This is a genomic window from Achromobacter marplatensis, assembly GCF_002209535.1.
Lineage (GTDB): Bacteria > Pseudomonadota > Gammaproteobacteria > Burkholderiales > Burkholderiaceae_B > Achromobacter > Achromobacter marplatensis.
In genome coordinates this window covers 398,900-416,784 of record NZ_NJIG01000004.1, presented here as the reverse complement: position 1 = coordinate 416,784, position 17,885 = coordinate 398,900, and the positions used below count along the sequence as shown (strand labels likewise).

The 17,885-nt window shown below is 58.5% G+C and carries 16 protein-coding genes; 11 read left to right on the top strand and 5 right to left on the bottom strand.

Translation table 11 applies throughout. The features are described 5' to 3' along the window. The first annotated feature begins 420 nt into the window (after window positions 1-420). Window positions 421-1,524, top strand: coding sequence for a glycosyltransferase family 4 protein (locus tag CEY09_RS12225; protein WP_088588793.1), 1,104 nt, complete (start codon window positions 421-423; stop codon window positions 1,522-1,524). Between the two features lie 206 nt (window positions 1,525-1,730). Here CEY09_RS12225 and CEY09_RS12220 read toward each other — a convergent pair whose 3' ends face one another. From CEY09_RS12220 to mobH, 3 genes are read right to left on the bottom strand one after another with little or no spacing between them, the layout of a single operon-like run. After that, window positions 1,731-2,426, bottom strand: a complete 696-nt coding sequence (locus CEY09_RS12220) for an IncC plasmid conjugative DNA transfer DtrJ family protein (protein WP_143219553.1) — start codon at window positions 2,424-2,426, stop codon at window positions 1,731-1,733. Beyond that, a complete protein-coding gene (gene traD / locus CEY09_RS12215) occupies window positions 2,416-4,530 on the bottom strand; it encodes a type IV conjugative transfer system coupling protein TraD (RefSeq protein ID WP_088588791.1) in 2,115 nt (704 codons plus the stop codon). The genes CEY09_RS12220 and traD overlap by 11 nt, the downstream gene beginning before the upstream one ends. Before the next feature lie 3 nt (window positions 4,531-4,533). Then, on the bottom strand, window positions 4,534-6,627 hold the full coding sequence (gene mobH, locus CEY09_RS12210) for a MobH family relaxase (RefSeq protein ID WP_088588790.1): 2,094 nt from the start codon (window positions 6,625-6,627) through the stop codon (window positions 4,534-4,536). A 1,120-nt stretch (window positions 6,628-7,747) separates the two neighbouring features. Here mobH and CEY09_RS12200 point away from each other — a divergent pair. From CEY09_RS12200 to CEY09_RS12165, 8 genes are all read left to right on the top strand, one after another. Then, window positions 7,748-8,314 (top strand): lytic transglycosylase domain-containing protein, encoded by a 567-nt coding sequence (locus CEY09_RS12200; RefSeq protein ID WP_167390064.1) that lies wholly within the window; start codon window positions 7,748-7,750, stop codon window positions 8,312-8,314. Further along, window positions 8,314-9,369, top strand: coding sequence for a TadA family conjugal transfer-associated ATPase (locus CEY09_RS12195; RefSeq protein ID WP_088588787.1), 1,056 nt, complete (start codon window positions 8,314-8,316; stop codon window positions 9,367-9,369). Before CEY09_RS12200 ends, CEY09_RS12195 begins: the two co-directional genes overlap by 1 nt. A 73-nt stretch (window positions 9,370-9,442) precedes the next feature. Then, a complete protein-coding gene (locus CEY09_RS12190; protein WP_223264756.1) occupies window positions 9,443-9,733 on the top strand; it encodes a hypothetical protein in 291 nt (96 codons plus the stop codon). 4 nt (window positions 9,734-9,737) lie between these two features. Next, entirely contained in the window at window positions 9,738-10,070 is a 333-nt protein-coding gene (locus CEY09_RS12185; RefSeq protein ID WP_088588785.1) for a VirB3 family type IV secretion system protein, read from the top strand. Continuing rightward, window positions 10,061-12,694 carry a VirB4 family type IV secretion system protein gene (locus CEY09_RS12180; RefSeq protein WP_088588784.1) on the top strand — a complete coding sequence of 878 codons (2,634 nt, stop codon included), beginning with the start codon at window positions 10,061-10,063 and terminating at the stop codon, window positions 12,692-12,694. The genes CEY09_RS12185 and CEY09_RS12180 overlap by 10 nt, the downstream gene beginning before the upstream one ends. 638 nt (window positions 12,695-13,332) lie before the next feature. Beyond that, window positions 13,333-14,094, top strand: coding sequence for a TrbJ/VirB5 family protein (locus CEY09_RS12175; protein WP_088588783.1), 762 nt, complete (start codon window positions 13,333-13,335; stop codon window positions 14,092-14,094). A gap of 167 nt (window positions 14,095-14,261) precedes the next feature. After that, a complete protein-coding gene (locus CEY09_RS32155; protein ID WP_158218664.1) occupies window positions 14,262-14,399 on the top strand; it encodes a hypothetical protein in 138 nt (45 codons plus the stop codon). Between the two features lies 1 nt (window position 14,400). After that, complete coding sequence (locus CEY09_RS12165; RefSeq protein ID WP_088588781.1) at window positions 14,401-15,420, top strand: type IV secretion system protein; 1,020 nt, start codon at window positions 14,401-14,403, stop codon at window positions 15,418-15,420. 5 nt (window positions 15,421-15,425) lie between these two features. On the opposite strand, the gene CEY09_RS32150 is transcribed toward CEY09_RS12165, so the two are convergent. Beyond that, window positions 15,426-15,587 carry a hypothetical protein gene (locus tag CEY09_RS32150; RefSeq protein WP_157814457.1) on the bottom strand — a complete coding sequence of 54 codons (162 nt, stop codon included), beginning with the start codon at window positions 15,585-15,587 and terminating at the stop codon, window positions 15,426-15,428. Then, the gene (locus tag CEY09_RS12160; protein WP_088588780.1) at window positions 15,584-15,796 is read right to left on the bottom strand and encodes a hypothetical protein; all 213 of its coding nucleotides are present in this window, start codon (window positions 15,794-15,796) and stop codon (window positions 15,584-15,586) included. Before CEY09_RS12160 ends, CEY09_RS32150 begins: the two co-directional genes overlap by 4 nt. 246 nt (window positions 15,797-16,042) lie before the next feature. Here CEY09_RS12160 and CEY09_RS12155 point away from each other — a divergent pair, with 246 nt between their 5' ends. After that, the gene (locus tag CEY09_RS12155; protein WP_088588779.1) at window positions 16,043-16,852 is read left to right on the top strand and encodes a VirB8/TrbF family protein; all 810 of its coding nucleotides are present in this window, start codon (window positions 16,043-16,045) and stop codon (window positions 16,850-16,852) included. Continuing rightward, a complete protein-coding gene (locus CEY09_RS12150; protein WP_088588778.1) occupies window positions 16,852-17,820 on the top strand; it encodes a TrbG/VirB9 family P-type conjugative transfer protein in 969 nt (322 codons plus the stop codon). The genes CEY09_RS12155 and CEY09_RS12150 overlap by 1 nt, the downstream gene beginning before the upstream one ends. Window positions 17,821-17,885: the final 65 nt, after the last annotated feature.

Sequence of the window (17,885 nt, the reverse complement as noted above, 5' to 3'; positions counted from 1 at the left end):
ATATCAACAACGAACTCCCCCCATTGTTTCGATACACTTTTCAGCCCGGTGATGGCCAACCGCCAAGGCTGGTTGATATATGGCACCGCGATGCCGTGCCTGCCCAGACCAAGCAATGCCGATCTCCTTATTACGTGGCTCTGATACGTCCACCAGACCTTGTACGTTCGCTTCATGAAGCCGGTTTTGTTTTTTCCCATGAGCCTACCGAACTCATAGCAAGGAAAGGGTTTACCTCCTTCGCCCTTGTCGTGGGCAATACGACGCCGTGGGGAAAAGTTACAGAGACTGACTGCGTTTATGCCGAAACCCTCTTGTCATACCGTGAAAAACTGATCGATTGCAGCCGGGAAGGGGACTTAGCGTGAACATCAAGGCCCAGCCTTCCTTGATATTGAGTGACGGCAGAGAGCTGCGCGCATGAAGGCGGCCCCATCCAGGTCCCTGCGCGTCATTCATTCGGAAGCCGCTACCGGCTTTGGCGGACAGGAGCATCGCATACTCAAGGAGATGCGAGGCATGCGCGAACGCGGTCATCAAATGGAAGCAATTTGCCAACCCGGCAGTGGACTGTTCTGTCGTTTGACCGATGAAGGGTTTACGGTGCACCCCCTTTCCATGGATGGATCGGTCAATTACGTCAAAGGCGTCTATCGCGTCTGGCGGCTTCTTTCATCGGGGCAATACGACGTTATCAACACGCATAGTCGGCGCGACACCGTCATCGCGGCAGCAGCGGCGCGATTGGCGGGCACACCCTTGATTGTGCGTACCAGACATCTGGCAAAGCGGCCGGGCTCGCTCTGGAGCTACACGGGGCTCCCCCACAAGGTAATTGCAGTCAGCGATTACGTGACGCAGCAACTCCTTGCCCGTGGCGTGCGGCTGAACGACCTTGATACCGTGTTTACCGCGGTTGCCCCGTTGACGCCTGCCATTCAATCCACACTGCGTGCCGAGCTGCGCATTGAGGGTGATGCCCTGGTCATCGGTTGCGTCGGTCACTTGCGTCCGCAAAAAGGGCATCGCTTGCTGCTGACCGCCATTGCCCCTTTGTTGACAAGCGGGCCGGACAACCACCTTGTCGTTGCGGGAGACGGGTCAGAGCTTGAGAGCCTGAACGAGCAAGCACGGGCCCTCGGATGCGAGGGTCGGGTTCATTTCCTAGGACGCCGTAACGATATCGAAAACGTCCTGTCCGGGTGCGATATTTTTGCACTTGCCACTGAGTTCGAGGCGCTAGGTACGTCGTTTATCGAGGCCGCTGCGTGCGGGCTTCCTGTCGTCGCCACCTCAGTCGGGGGAGTCTCAGAAGTCGTCAAACACGGGGAGACAGGCCTGCTTGTTCCTTACGGCGATGTTGATCAGCTGCGAGACGCCCTCGACACACTGGCGGCGGACGGCCCACTTCGAACGCGCATGGGCAAGGCTGGAGCAGCCTACATTCGCAGCGAACGCAAGTTCACAATTGCCGGAATGGCCGAGAGCGTAGAAACCGCTTATTCCCGATGGCTTTCACCGTGATGCGTCAGCGATTTTTGAGCGTATTGACAAGCGCCAGTCCATTGGTGCATCCACATCTGGTATGACGCGGTCTTAAGCCGGAGAAATGGGTAGCGCGTCTGTAGCCGGAGTGAAGGCGGGGAGGAAGAAGGCCTTAATAGCAGCAAAGCGCATGATCCCTTCCCTCCGTTAATCCTGACCGTCTATCGATGGTGTCCGGTTCATAGTTATAAGTACTTCTTGAAGTACTTGGCCATGATCCACACTAGGACCGCGCCACCCACTGCAGCGGGTAGAAAGAACAGCGCTAGAGACATCCGGGCTGGCACTATGAGCCACACCACGGCTACGATAGGCACGATGCCTCGATTCAGCAAACGTTTGGCGCGAGTATGTCTTGTTGCAGACTCATGCCCCCCGCACTCTCGCCGGACGTACCGCGCGACCAGGCCATCCGTTAGAGCAATCGTCAATAACAACCCGAGCGCCGGCAACGCGCTAAACAGCAATACCAGTCGGACACCCAGCAGTTCAACGGCGTGCATGGTCACCAGTATCAGCTCGCGGCCCTGCCCCTGTGTGGACCTTTGCATCGCCCCGCCAAGGAGGCTAGGACCCGGCTTCGCCTCGTCGGACAGCGCAGCGGCCACACCAGGCCAACCGAATACCAATGCCCGAGAAATTCCGGCAGCGTCATTGGCGGCCTTCTTATTTGGAGCTTGCTCCAGGTAGTAGTCGACCAGGTCGCTCATGTACCTGGATGGCGCTTTGTCGGTCTGCAAGGCCACCGCGACCGTGAGAGACACCACGATGGACAGGAACATCACCACGATTAGCCAAACTGATAGATGCAGAACGGCGTGAATAGGCCAAAAGAAGGCACGCACCGCATCCTCGCCGGAAGCTCTGTCCTTAGAAGCCACGGCCGCTACCCTCCACGGTCACATTGGACGAGACCTCGCCCGCACGCTCAGAGGCTGAACCCGTGCTGTCGAAGTCGTGCATGTCGACGGATAGGCCGGCATCAACTGCGTCCGAATACGCCTTATAGGTCGAACGCATGCTCTTAACGACGTCGGCTAAGCCGGCAGGCATGAGGTGATCAGAATCCTTACTTGCCAAAGGTAGCCGCAGCTTTACGAGCTGACCGCCCTCAATAAGGGCGAAGGCCTGCCCCTTTGGCAACTGCACCAGGTCTGACGGGTCTACTAACGGCACCTCCCGCGGCGAATACTTGTCCTGCGTTCGGGATGTGAAATCGGTTACTCCATCATCTGTTCCATCCCCAGTCGCAGAGTCCAACTGGCGCGTGTAGATCTGTACCTTCGGGAGTTGGTCTGTGAGAATTTCAGCTGTGGGCAGGTTCTTCACTCGGAGCATCACGAGCGTGTTGAAATTGCCGAAGATCTGATCCGCCTTCGCTTTCGACCCGATCCTGGATTCCACATCCGAGCCTGTCTGGGTGTACGCCGTGACCTGATAGCCGGCGCCGCCGGCCTTGTTTACCATCGGAATGAACTCGTCCCCGACAAGCTCATTGAACTCGTCCGCATGGATACACACGTTTCGCTTTTTACCGGGAATTGCCTGTCCATAACCGGAGCCGAATTTGTATAGACGCCCGGCAGTAGAGGTAAGGTCGGCAAACATTGAATTTCCGACTGCGCCGGCGACTTCGAAATCGCTGAGCGCGTCCAGTCCCACATAGACGATTCCGCCTGTGTCGATGATCTTCTGCCAGTCGAATACAGTGCGCGGATCTGAGGGATCCGAATAATCTGGAGACAGGAGCTTGGATACTGGTCCAGTGGTTAGCTTTTCCAGCAGTGGATAGAGAGACGACACCAGCTTCTCAAAATACGATCGGTCGTTTGTGAGAACGCTCGCGAGACCGTCCGCGATCTGGTCATGCCAGCCCTTGTCCCGGATTAGCTTGAGGATCTGGAGCGGATACATCGCTCGACCTGTCTTTTGCGCTTGTGCCTGGAGTTGCTTGTCCGGCTCCGACATCTCGTCACGCCAGCCCATGTGATCGCGGTCGAGCCAGTATTCGAAATACTTCAAGCACAGGTCGTCGATGTTTACCGCGTTTTGATAGATGACCTCATAACTGGGCTTCATCCCCAGCGCCACCATCGCGCGCGCCATCACGTTGATGTAGCGCCAAACGAACTCTCTGAACGCAGCGGCTTGTCCCTCGGACGGTAGCTGACCGGCGAGCCGCGTTGCGACTTCCGTAATACGCGAGAAAGTCGCAATTGGTGAATATCTGGACGAGGCATCCGGATATCCGAGGTGGAAAAAGTGGAAGTCCTTCTCGCGGCCCGCGCGGCATGCTTCCGCATACATTCGGAGCAGCAGCTCAACGTCTCCCTTGGGATCAAAAACAATTACAACGTCGCCGCGGCGAATGTCCTGCGTCACCAGCAATTCGCAAAGTCGAGTCTTGCCGACGCGCGTAGTTCCCAGTACAAGCGTATGCCCGACACGCTCCCCCAGGCTGGACCATATATCGCGCTCGTCGGGCTCGACGCCATGAATAACAGGGTCTCCGCCCACTGGCGGCAGCGGCTTGACCGAGTTCCACCACGCGTCCCTCTTCAGCTGATTTGCGATCCAACCAGGGTGCTGTCGCTCCATCCGACGGGCCCATTGATACAGCTCATTGCGGGCCGTCAAGTGCTTGTATTGTGGAAGGCGGGCGGTGTACAGACGCTGCGTGTGTTCTTGCGTCCAATAGAAGCCTTTACCAAGGAACAACTCTGTTGACGAGCACGGGATCTCGTCAGCGGCAAGCGAATAGGTGGGTAGACTCCGGAGGTTGCGTTGGAATCGGATGAGGCGTCTCGCTTGCCGAGCTCGAATGGCGGCCAGCGAAAGCAGTCCTACACTTAAAACTCCCCCTGTCGCAGGGGTAACCAAATACAACCCTTGATAGGTCCAAAGCGCACCGACCGATGCAAGTGCGGCCATCGACGAAACTACTTCATATGGGCGCCGAAAGAGGTTCTCGTAAGGGTGGGACATAGATCAGGCGCTCGCACCGGCGGACGCCGGCTTCAATAACTGGTTGGCCGCAGGGACGGGCTGAAAGAAGCGTTCCGGTCCGGGGATCAAGATCCCCGTCAACTGTTTGCCGCCTGGACCACTGACGTTGTATCGGTGGAGAAAGGAGCCGCTTCCGCTCTTCTGCGGGTACTCCGACTTTTGAAACTGCTGTTGCAGAACCCGCCACGGCTCCTTGGATGGCGCGCCATCCGTAGACGTGGGCATGTCGATCCGCGCCTCGAAGTTGTCCGCGTAGTCCTTGAAGATCTTTGGCGACACCAGAAGCATGCCTTCTTCACAGAAATGCACTGCGGCGTTGGCCTCGTTGTATGCAATTGATCCAGAACTGACACCGGATTGAATCCAGGCCATGAAGCGCTCTACGTTCGCCTTGCGAGCCGGCATGGCAGGCAGCGCCGCCGGAGCTGGCGCAGCCCTCACACGTGGGGCAACTGGCGCACTCATCAATTCGGGTGCTTCAACCTCTGGGGATTGGACCAGCTCCGGAATCGCGCTATCGATATCGTCGAGATACTGATCATCCGCTTCTAATTCGATCGAGGCAGATAACGAATTGCCGTCCTGCACCACGCCAACAACATCTGGATCGAGATCATCCATCTCGGGAAGGTCTTCAACGCCGGGGCTCGTGCCAGCAACAGGCTTGTCATCGCCTGCACCAACATCGGTAGCTTCTATGATCGGCTCTTCGTGCGCAGGCGGCATCTGCTCTGCCGGCGCCGATGGCGCCACAGGCGAGGCGGGCGGACAGTGGTCGTCGGCGTGTCCGCCTGCCGCGCCGCGCGGGGCTTTTACATCAGCTACAGAGACTGCACCAGGCGGCAGGGCCGCCGGATATTGGGCTGGGTCCTGGAACAGAATCGACAAGGGAAATCGAAGGACGGTAAGGCGTTGGGACCACGTCCCAATCGCGATTTTTACGGTCCAGATGGCTGCACCAGCTTCATTTGATATCGCTGCGCCATATTCCTGCCAGGTGTCGAATAGCCGCGAGTTATCGTCGGGAATGCCCGCTGCGCCAGGCCTACGCTGCTCAGTCTGCGCCAGATGGTCTCTGACAAGCTTGGCAATTGACCCGGAAACGCACCATAGCGACTCACCATCACAAAATCCGACTGCCCCAGCCCGATTGATCGAAACAGACCCTTCTGCCAGAACGCGGCGCAGCCCGCCCATCAACCGTTCGATGAGAGGAACGGCGCGCGCCGATGCAAAGCGCGTTCTCGGACCAGTGGCTAAGTTGCTCGCTACCGATTCCCTGTCGGCCCGACCCACGAGCTCGGCGATCACTCCCTTTCTCTGTTCTCCGCCCAAGTAGTCGAAGAGCTCGTCCATAAGGGGACTATGTTCGCCAATCCAAGCAAGCGCTTTACCTGGAACAAGGGTGCGCAACAAGGGCAACCCCAACCGTTCGTGCTTCCGGTACTCTCTTTGAGCCGGGAAATCGACGGTGTACCAGTCAGCCCCTTGCTCTTGCATTGTTCCGCCCAAAGGCACCCAAGGCTTTGATTCTCCAGATGCGCCTTGGAGCTGCACCACGACGTCGGTAACAGGCTTCCCAATGTCGTGCAGCAGGCCCGCGACGAGCACGGCATACGTGTACCGCGCAGCCAGCCGCGTTTGCTCTTCCGGCGCCACACCCAGTGGGAGTTTGTAGGCATCCCGGAAGTGCAGCGCGTGCGCAGCGACCTCAAGCAGATGCACCAGGAGTCCACCTGGTTGCGCGTGATGATGCGACTCAGACGCTGGAAGTAGCTGAACGAATTCCGCAAATGCCGCTAGGAGCGGACGCACGTCACGCTCGAAATTCTCGGGAGTGAATCCCATGCGCTGGCGAATCAACTCTACGAGAGGCGAGGTCCCTGTGACGTCAAAGAGGCGTTGTGCCGGCAACACTTCCAGGTGCCGCGCGCTCGGAGCCGATTGTTGGACTGGGCCAGGCTCCACCTGCGATTGGCTTGACGTGCCCGGCATCGGCCTCCGCAACCAATACAGCGCGCCGGCGGCTGCGCCCGCACAGGCGAGCAATACAACGTCAGACTCGATTGCCAGCATGATTCGTACTCTCAAGCTGCACCAACGCCGCTGCCAGGTAGCCTCTAACGTAACTGCGCCATGCGTCTGCGCCCACGTCCGAGGCGTAAACCACCACAAGCTTGCCCGAAGCGGCTTGAAAGTCTGTAAAGCGCTCGGCGAGGGGGTCCCATTGGCTGGTGGAGTCGATTGTGGCTGCACGCCAACGAGTACACGGCAGGTCGACCAGCCATTCCACGAAGCTAATAGGACTGCTGAACGGGCCACGCAGGCGCCTCAGCTGTTGGCACGCAACGTCGTAGAGTTCCGCACCACCTTCGCCGCTAGTGGCCGTCTGCCAGCCATCAAATCGACCAAGCCAAATAAGGGCAACTGCGAGCTGAGCCCCGTTGCAGACACGCCCTAGCTCGCGGTGCATCTCCGCTTTGGCCTTGTCCGGCAACGGCATTGCCCCGGGCGGCCGAATCGGGCGAAAGGTGGAATGCCGAAGGTATGTCATGGGGCGTGGGCAGCGAGGAAAATGCGACAAGCCTCGCCGCCAGCGTGCTTACGGGTCAATGCGAAAACCAGGCCTCTCCAACACGTAACCTCTTGCGACATGTTGACAAAAGGAGAGCCTCGGTGATCTTCACCGCCCCAAGATCGAGGCGCCCAAAAACCTTTGTCGACCTTTTTGGCCCTTGCGGTTGCCCTTCCCCCTTGGGTTTCGCCCTTAGCCCTTAAGCGTTTGCGCCTTTTGAGGGCACAGATTTAAGTGCCCGGCCTTTGGTTAGGCCCCTTCCCCTTCGAAGCATTTAGTTTCCTTCGTCACGCATCAAGAAACAACTGCTTCGAAGCACTTTGCTTCCAAACGTTTCCGTCCAGTGGCACGGCGTTGGAAACATACGCCTCACGCCGCTCTATAGACACCAGCCGGTATCACACCGTTTAGTGGCTGACAAGCGCAGTCGCAAAGTAACGTTTCGACGCTTTTTAATCCACTAGGTGCCAAATATCCGACGCGCGGCGAAAGTGCTCACGTCGGCTTCCCTCGTTGCCGATCCGCTGGCTTACCCGCCGGGCTCGGTGCCTGGCGGGGCTTTTTCCTTCAAGGTGCGCCGTGCAGTTCCCAACCAGGTATCGATTCGCCGCAGCCATAGCGATGTGGGCCTTCCTTCCCTCGCCGGCGCACGCTGATTGCATCGCAGCAGCAGCCGCCTATCACCGAATAGACGTCCAGCTCTTGCAAGCCATTGTTATGCAGGAATCTTCGGGTAAAGCAGACGCTGTCAATTGCGCCAATGCAAACGCTTCATGCGACTACGGCCTGACTCAGATAAACAGCATGCACCTCGAACGGTTGCAGCGGTTTGGCGTGTCCAAACAGGACCTCTTCAACCCATGCGTATCCGCGTACGTAGGCGCGTGGATCCTTGCCGAGAATTTTGAACGTCTAGGCGTCACCTGGGATGCCGTAGGCGCCTACAACGCCGCAAGCCCCAACAAGCGTGTGGCGTATGCGAACAAGATCCAGGCAAAGCTCAGTGCGATTCGCGCGGGAACCTTGATCCCTGTCCACGTTCCTTTTGTGCCCCGAGGCGAACGGGGCCTGCAAGTAGGCCGGATGCCAGCAACACAGCAGGCTGCCGCGGCTGGCCCGACGCTCGCCGCCACGTCGGCCCAACATCAGCCGCAGTCCCAGGCACAAGATTCCGAGGGGCGCCGTTGATGGATATTTCCACCTCCTATGCCGAAGACATCCTCCGCCAGCATTTGAGCGCGATTGAACCCTACCTCGCTTCCGAAGATATCAATGAAGTGATGGTCAACGCTGCTGACGACATATGGGTGGAGGAGCGGGGCGTCATGCGCCGGGTCGACGCCACGTTGAGCGAAGAACAGGTCGATCGAGCGATCACGTTGATTGCCAGCAAGAACGGAAAACCCAACGCCCCGCTGCTCGATGCGCGCCTGCCAGGTCTCCGAATCGCGGCGGCGCGTAAACCCACAGCACTTCGCGGATCCATGCTCTGCGTCCGCCGCTTTGCTGCCCGGCGGATTTCGCTGGACAGCTACGTCGAAAACGGCGCTTTCGACGTCGTCGCGGTGGATCCTTCGGAAGCCGCCAGCGAGCAGCGTGAGCTCGATTCGCTAAAAGCCGCAATGCGACGTGGTGGCTCAACAATCCGGGACTTCTTTCAGTGGGTTGTGGAGCGGCGTCACAACATTGTTCTAAGCGGGTCCACGTCAGCAGGCAAGACGACACTACTCAACGCATTGCTGGACCTCGTTCCTAGCTCGGATCGGGTCATTACGGTCGAGGATACGGCCGAACTACGCTTGAACGTTCCCAACCATGTCGCGCTTGAGGCAAACCAAGCGCTGGGAATCAGCGTCCGCGACCTCGTGAGGCTCAGCCTTCGTTGTCGGCCTGACCGCATTGTTCTCGGCGAAGTACGCGGTGCCGAAGCCTTCGACCTATTGGATGCATTGAATACCGGGCATCCGGGAAGCCAGGTATCTCTACATGCTGACTCCAGCGCGATGGCACTGCCGCGGCTGGAATCAATGTTGCGGATGGCCCCTGAGACCCAGAACTGGCCCTTGCACGACCTCCGCCGCCAGATCGCATCGACATTCAGATTCGTCGTCCACGCCCAGCGCGTCGGGCCATCCAGGGGCCCGCGCGAGATCAGAGAGATCTTGGGAGTGGACGCGAACGGCTCGTACCAAACCCGACTGTTGTTTTCGAAAATCCAACTCCAGGACCAACACTATGAATAGTCCCCGCCTGAACCAGCTCCAAGTATGGGCCCGTGGTCGCTCCCTCGCCAAGCCTGCAGATCGACTACTGCTAATGAGCTATGCAGTAGTTTCCTTGCTCATGCCAGCACCTGCATCTGCGCAGAGCATTTTTGGCGGGCGACTGTGCAGCGGCTTCCAGGCCGTGGTCAACAACGAGCTGATTTCTGTTGTGGTCCTAGTCGCCTGCGTAGGCGCAATTCTGCTGTGGTTGCTCGACGATGGTCAGTCGAAAGTTAAGGTCTTCGCTCTGCGCCTTGCCGGAGGCATAGCTTCGATATTCGGTATTGCGACCGTCGTGGCACTGATATCCGGGCGAAACCTGATGTGCACCATCGGGGCCTAAGGCGATGGACGAACGCGACCTGGTCGACGAGCTCGAAGTCGAGATCGACAAAGCCCTCATCGAGAAGCGCCGCATCATCGGCCTCGACCGTCGAGCTGCTGGCGCGTTCCTATTGCTCGTGCCGCTCTTTGCAGTCATAAGCCGTAGCTTCTGGTTGGCACTCATAGGCATACCTATTTATTTCGGCCTGCGGTACGTGATGAGCAAGGATCCCGACAAGATCGATGTGTACCAGGCGTACAAGACTCAGCACGACCACTACGCACCTCGCGCTATTGGGACCCAAAAGCGGAACAAGCGCCCCTTCGGCTTCGGCAGAGATTTCCCATGCTATTGACAGAGAAAGAGGGCTACCGCCTCGACGCCGGCACGTTGGGCGAACTGGAAGCAGCCCGGGCAAGCGGCCTTGCGCCCACGGCTGAACTGTTGCCGTGGATGTTCCGATACAACGACCAAATCGTCGTCAACAAGGATTCCTCGTTGATGGCCTGCTTCGAGTACACGGGTCCAGACACCGATAGTCAATCATCTGCGCAACTGCTTGGTCTCATGCAGCAAGCTGAACACGCATTTCAGGTCGCCAGCCGCTACCCGTTGACATTCTGGTTCATCACGCATCGTCGAAAGTGTGACCCGCACACCGCCGCGGTCATGCCGGATCCGTACTCTCAGATCGTCGAAGACGAGCGCAGCAACGCGTTCAAGACTAAATCCAACTTCATAAACCGGCACTATGTCGCCATCGCGTTAAGCGCTTCCGCCGGCTTGGATCGCATCGCGGGCAGGTTCTTCCACGCGATGGCCCATGAAAAGGCTGGCCCTGTCCAAGCGATCGTTCACGCGCTTCGTGGCATATGGTCCGACCAAGCCGACTTCGCCTATACGTCGGTCGAGCTCAGTGCTGCAGTCAAGGAGTTTGAAAACCACCTATCCCGGATGCGAGCCAGCCTGCCGGGGCTGACGCTCACAAGGCTCATCGGCGACACATTGGGCGCCTTCTTGGCGTCGTGCGCAGCTCCAGCGGCGCCACGTCGTGCGGAGGTGGCCATGGTCGATTTCCTCGATGAATCGATGGCTAATGGGGAAGTTATACCGGCTGAGGACTACGTCCTGTTCAAAGCCGAGAGCTACAAGCGCATTGGTGTGGTCACGGGCGTGCCAGCCGCACACCAGTTTTATCCTTCGCGCCTCCGTCCTCATGCGCTGGACGACCTTCTTAAGGTGCCCGGCGAAGTGACGATCAGCCACGTCTATCGAATCCAAGATGCCAGCGCCAGCACTCGAATGATCGAGAAGATGGGGTCATACCACCGCACCAGCGCTTTGGACTTGCGGGCTTTGGCTTCTGTAGCAGCGAACTCCGGCGATCCAAATTACTCGCCGCGCGAGGACAGAGGTCGCGTTGAAGCAGCCGACGAAACGGAAGACCTGAAGAAAGACGTGAACCGGGGAAAGATCGCTTACGGCCAGTACACCCTCAGCGTGACCTCGTTTTCCGCGCCGTTCCAGGGCGAGCGCGTCGAGGATTGGGACGAGGCCATGAAACAGGCCAGAGCTACAGCAGGAAAAGTCGGAGACGCATTGATAAGTGCGAAGTTCTTGCCCCTCGTCGAGACGCTTGGCACCCTATCCACATGGTCTGCGTCCATCCCCGGCGCCTGGCGAGACATCGCGCGCTGGGCACCGCTTCGATCTGAAGTTGTGGCGCGTGCAGTACCGCTGCGCACCGTGTCGCAAGGGTCGAAAGAGAATCGGCACTTGAGCACCACGATGAAGCGCCCATCCCCGGCTCTTGCAGGGCTTCCCACAGATTACGGCACCCCGTATTTCTGGACTGGCTTCTACCATGACATCGGGCACACGCTCGTCTGCGGCGAGACCGGCCTAGGCAAGACAACGATTGTGAACTTAGGCTGGACTTTGTTCCGCAAGTACACCGGATCGGACGTATTCATCTTCGACCGCACATTTTCGAGCCGCATTCCAATCATGATGCAGGGCGGCGTCTACTGCGATCCTGAGGACACCAGCGCAGACCGGCTGACGGTCAATCCACTGTCGTTGATCGGCGAAGTACGACACCTTAAGTTCGTTAAAGACTGGATCTGCACGCTGTCCGAACGACGCGGCTACTCGGCAACCAGCGCCGATCGCGAAGAGCTGGAAAAGGCCCTCCTTGGAACCATAAAGCTGCGGCGCAAAGACTGGAAGCTCCACGCGGTCTACGTCCAACTCCCCGTCGGTTCATTCCGCAATGCACTTTCGGAATGGGTTGGAGATAGCTTAAACGCACGCTGGTTCGATAACGAACTCGATATCTTTGACGAGATCGCCACTGGCCGGGCAGCCGCTGCGTTGGGCATTGAAATGGGAAAGCTCCTGGCTCAGCCAGACGTCCTCGTTCCCTATCTTCTGTATTGCTTCTATCGCATTCAGGACAGGATCGAGAGTCGCAGAAACTCAGGCCTTGTTGCGCCCACCTTCATCGGGTTGCCCGAGGTGTGGGGGTACCTGGAGGAGCCGATATTTGCACGAAAACTGGCGGAATGGATCGACACGTTACGTAAGCTCCTCGGCTGCGTATGGATGGACGCTCAATCGCCTGAGCGCTACATCAACTCCCCAATCTACGCCTCGATCCGCGACAACGTCCCGAACCGAATCGTTCTGCCGTACCCGGCAGCCAAGACGTCACCTTCGCTGCGCAAGGCCTTCACCGAACTCGGCCTGAATCCGCAGCAAATAGACCAATTGGCGGAAGGTACGCCGAAACAAGACTACTTCCTCACGCAGAAGGATGGGTTCATGCGCAAGGTAGCTCTCCGCCTGGACCCGCGATCTTTGGCTGTGCTCAGAAGCGAGCTTGATGCGCAGGCCCTGTTTGACCATCACCGAGCGTCCGGCCGTCCGGACTGGCGTGAGGCATATTTCCAGGAGGTGTCACGTGTCCCAAATCCGTAAGTTCGTTGTCGGAGTCGCAGCTACGTTGCTGCTGGCCTCATTGGCCACGCACGCGGCAGGGGCCCTGCCCCAGCTTCCAGACACATCGGAGTACGAGCCTGGCGGATCTGAATGGGGATGCGGTGTGTTGCTGTGCCTTGCAGGGATGAAGCCTCCCAGCCAATGCAATGGCTATCTCAATCGCCTATGGCGCGTCTTGAACGCGGTTCCCCCGGGCCCGTTTCCGACATGCGCCATCGCGGGAAACAACAATTACGCCAAAAAATCGCGGGAGCCCTATGACCTTTGCCCAACAGGCTATACGCCGGCTCGCCGCAGCCAATTCGTCGCTCAAGGTGCGGCGACTGGCGAGACAAGGCCCTTGCGGCCTAAGTACCTCCTTCAGGGAAGCTACGCCCCTTCGGAGTCGAGCAGCGACGACGGTGGCTCGGCCGGTGCACGTGCGTGCGTGAGCGGGTATGTGGGTCAGTTGGACGTCTGCGATAACTGCGGTCTCGGTGGCGACGCAGGCGGCGGCGTACCGACGACCGTAAACGTGTACAGCAGCGTCGTGTGGTTGCCATACAAGGGGCCACGCGCGATCGACGTAATCATCGACGGTGCAATCTACAACCGTGTTCATTATTGAGGAGCCGAGCATGCAATCACCAACCCGAAGGACGTTCATCCGCGCTGCCACGGCGGTCGCCCTAAGTTGCATCACCGCGGCGCCGAGGGCATCGGGGATTCCGACCTTTGACGGCGCCAACTTCGCGCAACAACTGCTGAGCGTTATGAACCAAACCCAGCAGCTGACTCAACAGACGATGATGGTGCAACAGAACATCACGAACCTACAGCGCCTGGGCGGCAACGTGCTGAACCTGGCGGATCAGGCTTATGGGGGCCAAGGCCTGTCCATGCGCGATCTCGTTTCGAGTGTCTCCGACCTGTACCAGGCGGGGTCGCAGCTTCAGCGCATGTACGACAGCGCCAGCGCTGAGATGAAGTCGCTAGACATGACGCCTGAGCGCTGGGGGACGGCCTATGTTCACCTCGCACAAACTAAAGGCGGGGTCTACCGCAAACAGCTTGACCAGGACTTTGCAACGATGGAGGCCTTCGCGTCTCGCGCCGCGAATCTCCGGCAGTTGTCCCGACAGATACCGGGCATTGAGGGAAACGTCCAAGGCCTGCAGCTGCTGAACCAGCAGTCGAGTGTCTTGGCCGGGGAGCTTCTTGAAATGCGCAGCCTTATGCAGCGTCAGGTCGTCCTCGATCTACAAGACCGAGCGACGAAAGAAGACCTCAACAAGCTATCCGTGGAAGGTGCCCAACTGCGTTACGACGCGGTCGCGAAGGAAGCTGCCAGCAAGCGCTCCGCCATCGGAAAGATGCCGGCACTCGAATTCGGTCTATAGACATGACTGGAAAGCCTCTCCGGCGGGTGCTCTTGGTCCTTTGCCGTAGTCGTCACGAGCTCAGAATCGTGTGCAGGGAGCGGCGTAGGTATCGCGTTGAAATTGCCGCGCGCGGGCGACTTGAGCACAAGCCGCTACGTGCCGCAGCGAAATCCCTGCGCCTTTCGGTGGCCCTCGCCATCGTGCAGATCGACTGCACATCACCCAATGCGCTCGCCGGCTTTATTGCCGTCGTGATTGCGTTGACGGCGCTTTACGCGCTCGACGCCGTCGTGCGAGCGCTCGGCTGGCAATTCGGAGGCTGATGTGGACGTCGCAAGCCTATTCAATCAAGCGTTCTCGGCGGTCAACACGGCAGGCTTTGCCATGGCCGATATCTTCAAAGAAGAAGGCCTGATCATCCTGTCCGTTGGAGCGTCCGGCACAGCCGTGTGGTTCCTGTTACGCGACTATTTTTTAGCCAGCGACACCGTCAAGTTTCTGGTGAGCCTGTTCAACCTGATCTTGAGGATGGGGGTTGTCATGGTAATCGTCCAGAGCATGAACGGGGTACCGCGCGATATGTTCGTTACGGCCACTCAAGAGGCCGCGACCAAGATTACAAAGGGCTCGGCGAATCCCGTCGAAATACTGAAGCTGACGATGGATACCATTTCGCTAATTGCCGACGGCAAGCGGAAGGAATCTGAAAAGTCGCTCTATTGCAAGATCCACGGTGGATGGTCGCTGAACCCTCTGGACTGGATCGTCGACTCCCGTCCTTCAGAATGTGTCAGCAAGGATCAGATTGGCTTCTTCGAGATCCTGAAGAACCTGCCGATTATCTTGGTGATCTTCCTGTGCCAAGTACTTGCCATCATCGCGATGGTGCTGATGTCGATCGCATTCATCGTCGTCTTGCAAATGTCGTATGTCATGTTGCAGCTCGGCCTGGCCCTTGGTCCATTGCTCGTGGGCCTCTCCATCATTCCGGCCGTCTCATTTTTGTTCGATGGCTGGCTGCGTTTCATGATCGCCGCGTCGCTGCAGCAGTTAGTCGCGTGGTTCGTCGCTGTTCTGGTAACGAAAGGGATCGTCCCGACTTTGGTCGGTTTCTACGACAAGATCGACAGTCGAAAAGAAGCTGATCTCTATTTCGCTTCGAATGAGATCGCGATGATCGCTATCGCGCTTCTTGGCTTTATCGCAGCCTTCATGATGTGGCAAGTTCCAGGTCTTGCTCAAGGGCTCGTGTCGGGCGGCAGCTCGAACGCACAGAGCTTCGGGCGCGGAATGCTAGGCCGAGGTGTGGCCGCGAAAATCCTGCGTAGCGGAGGCAAGCGGTAATGCGATCAGCCTTCCCGCGCTTCGCGGTCCCAGTCTTCTTCCCATTCTTTGTCGAAGCGGGTCGCGTAAGTCTCGCCGCCGCCTTCCTCGCGGCCGGCCGAGGCGAACCCCTTCAGGAAGGCGCGCGCCAAGAGCCCGAGAACAACGAAGCCAACAAGTCCGCTCATTTTTTCTCTCCAGCAGCTGCGTTTGCAGGGCAGTCCATGCCCGCCAGGCAAAGCGGTGTCATCTGCTTGAAGGACTCGCGCTTCGCCACGCTGGATTGCTCAATCGACATAGTTGCAGCGCGCTCTTGCGGCTTCTGTAGCGCAAATACCGTCGCGCCGCCGGCGATCGCGACGACTGCGAGCAGCAATACGAGTTTTGCTCTGGACATGGAAAGTACCCCATACGTTTCTTGTTCGACGGATCCGAGTCTACCAAACGGCAATTCGGATCATTCTGGTATGGAGGGCCTCCGCATGGGCGCCCTGCCCGCTGGTTTGGCCAAGATAAATCGAGGCCACGGATCGAACTTTCAGGCCCAGTTTATCCCTTCCTACGGACTTTCTTCAAGAGATAAGTGCATTGGCCTTGCTCACCGCACGGCGCCATCGCTCATCCAACATCGCAGAGCCTAATCATGCCCCTCAAATTCATGAGCCGCTTCATGAGCCGCCGCCGTCCCGATCTTCGCCCTGCGGACACTACAGGCCCCGCTGGTCAAGCACCCGCCACACCAGAATTCGATGCACATGTGCTGCCCTTGACCGAGCGCGCCCATCGACTGTACTACGCGGTTTTTCAGCGTCCCCTACAACAAGCCGATCGATCAGCAATCGTCGCGTTTGGATTTTTCCTCGTCGCGACCATTGAGGGAATTGCGTTATTCCAACTGGTTCCGCTTAAGCAGCAGACGCCCTACTTTGTCGAGTGGGATGCGCGGTCAGGTGCCGTCTGGATCTCTGATCGCGTGGCAGAGCGCTTTACCCCGGAAACGGCTAACAAGACGTTCTTTTTGCGCCAATGGGCGACCTGGCTGCTGACGATTAAGCCCAATCCGTCCGACTCAATCGACGTAGACATTCCCAAGGCGACCAGCTGGACCATCGGCGCAGCCACAGACCAGGTCACGAACTACTTCGCCAAGGTAGATCCCATTGGGGCTCGCATCGCAGACCAGCAGGGCCTTACACGCGAGGTCACCGAGAATTCCACTACGTACAGCGTAGACGGAAAACAAGCCTACATGCTCCTGACGCTTCAGGAGCGCGTCAACGGGAAGGAGTTTGGCGACCCCAAGACCAAGCTCTTGACCGTCCGGTTTTTGCTATCCACAGACAAACAGGGCATCGAAGAGCAACGATCCAATCCACTGGGCGTCAAGGTCGAGTGGTGGACGCTCACCGATTACTTCGGCCCCAGCAGCGTCCGGCCTCTGGGAGCACAGTAATGCGCAGAGTCACTTGCATTCTTACCGCTGTCGTCTGCCTGCTGTGCTCGGGCACCCTCGCAGCACAAGAGAGCGACGTCAGAGCAGAGGTGGCACTTGCTCAAAAGCGGGCCAACGCTGGTCCCAACGCGGCCGTCCCTATGCCCCTAGACGCGAGACTGGTCACGTTCAATTTTGACCGCGACTACGACTATCCCGTGCTGATGCGCCCATTCACGATGGTCCACCTGGAGTTCGCGCCAGGGGAGACCCTCAAGGGCTATTACGCGTCGGACACTAGCGCGAGCCGCTGGACATTCAAGCCGGCGCGCACGAAGCGCGACTTGTTTGTGATGTCGAAAGGCGACAACCTGCTCAATACCGCCACGATTATCACGAACCTGCGCACCTACCAGGTCACGTTCGTCTCTGCCTCGAAAGGTTCGTATTACAAGCGCGTGAATTGGACCGGAGACGCCGACCAAGATCTGGCCTCGGCCGGCCTGGACACGTTCGGCGGCAATGGCGCCATGCCGAGCAAGCAGAATGGGCCGATGGCCCCCTCAGAGTGGGAGGCTCCCGGGCCTGCCGCCCGCCGCCCCGCTCCTAGTGGCCGGTCAGACCACGACGCACGGCCGGCCGATATTGTCGACATCTCCAAGGCGAACTTTGACTATCGCATTGACGGGGATGCACCTTTCAAGCCGGCCATGGTGTTCGATGACGGCAAGTTCACCTGGATCCAGCTTCCTTACGATGTACAGGAGATTCCCGCCATCTTCGCGCTGGGTGCCGATGGAACTGCTGAGCTCGTCAACTTTACGGTACGCCGCAACTACTTTGTCGTTCAGCGCCTGTTTCCCGACGGCGCGCTCCTCAAGCTGCGTAAGGACGAAGTCCGTGTATTCAACCGCCGAGGTAAGGCCTGCGGCCTGTTCGGTTGCGGCGTGTCGGGTGTCAAAAACCTCAACAATGCGTCGTACCAATGAGCGCCGTCACAAATTCTCCTGCCGGGGCGTCTCCGCAGCGTCGCACAGCTGTGTCCCGTGGACTG

What these genes read in the sequence shown, in the direction of transcription:
- CEY09_RS12150 (WP_088588778.1), top strand. Translation starts at nt 16,852, where the DNA reads ATGCGCAGAGTCACTTGCATTCTTACCGCTGTCGTCTGCCTGCTGTGC.
- CEY09_RS12190 (WP_223264756.1), top strand. Translation starts at nt 9,443, where the DNA reads ATGAGCTATGCAGTAGTTTCCTTGCTCATGCCAGCACCTGCATCTGCG.
- traD (WP_088588791.1), bottom strand. Translation starts at nt 4,530, where the DNA reads ATGTCCCACCCTTACGAGAACCTCTTTCGGCGCCCATATGAAGTAGTT.
- CEY09_RS12185 (WP_088588785.1), top strand. Translation starts at nt 9,738, where the DNA reads ATGGACGAACGCGACCTGGTCGACGAGCTCGAAGTCGAGATCGACAAA.
- CEY09_RS12195 (WP_088588787.1), top strand. Translation starts at nt 8,314, where the DNA reads ATGGATATTTCCACCTCCTATGCCGAAGACATCCTCCGCCAGCATTTG.
- CEY09_RS32150 (WP_157814457.1), bottom strand. Translation starts at nt 15,587, where the DNA reads ATGAGCGGACTTGTTGGCTTCGTTGTTCTCGGGCTCTTGGCGCGCGCC.
- CEY09_RS12225 (WP_088588793.1), top strand. Translation starts at nt 421, where the DNA reads ATGAAGGCGGCCCCATCCAGGTCCCTGCGCGTCATTCATTCGGAAGCC.
- CEY09_RS12175 (WP_088588783.1), top strand. Translation starts at nt 13,333, where the DNA reads ATGCAATCACCAACCCGAAGGACGTTCATCCGCGCTGCCACGGCGGTC.
- CEY09_RS12155 (WP_088588779.1), top strand. Translation starts at nt 16,043, where the DNA reads ATGCCCCTCAAATTCATGAGCCGCTTCATGAGCCGCCGCCGTCCCGAT.
- CEY09_RS12160 (WP_088588780.1), bottom strand. Translation starts at nt 15,796, where the DNA reads ATGTCCAGAGCAAAACTCGTATTGCTGCTCGCAGTCGTCGCGATCGCC.
- CEY09_RS12200 (WP_167390064.1), top strand. Translation starts at nt 7,748, where the DNA reads ATGTGGGCCTTCCTTCCCTCGCCGGCGCACGCTGATTGCATCGCAGCA.
- mobH (WP_088588790.1), bottom strand. Translation starts at nt 6,627, where the DNA reads ATGCTGGCAATCGAGTCTGACGTTGTATTGCTCGCCTGTGCGGGCGCA.
- CEY09_RS12180 (WP_088588784.1), top strand. Translation starts at nt 10,061, where the DNA reads ATGCTATTGACAGAGAAAGAGGGCTACCGCCTCGACGCCGGCACGTTG.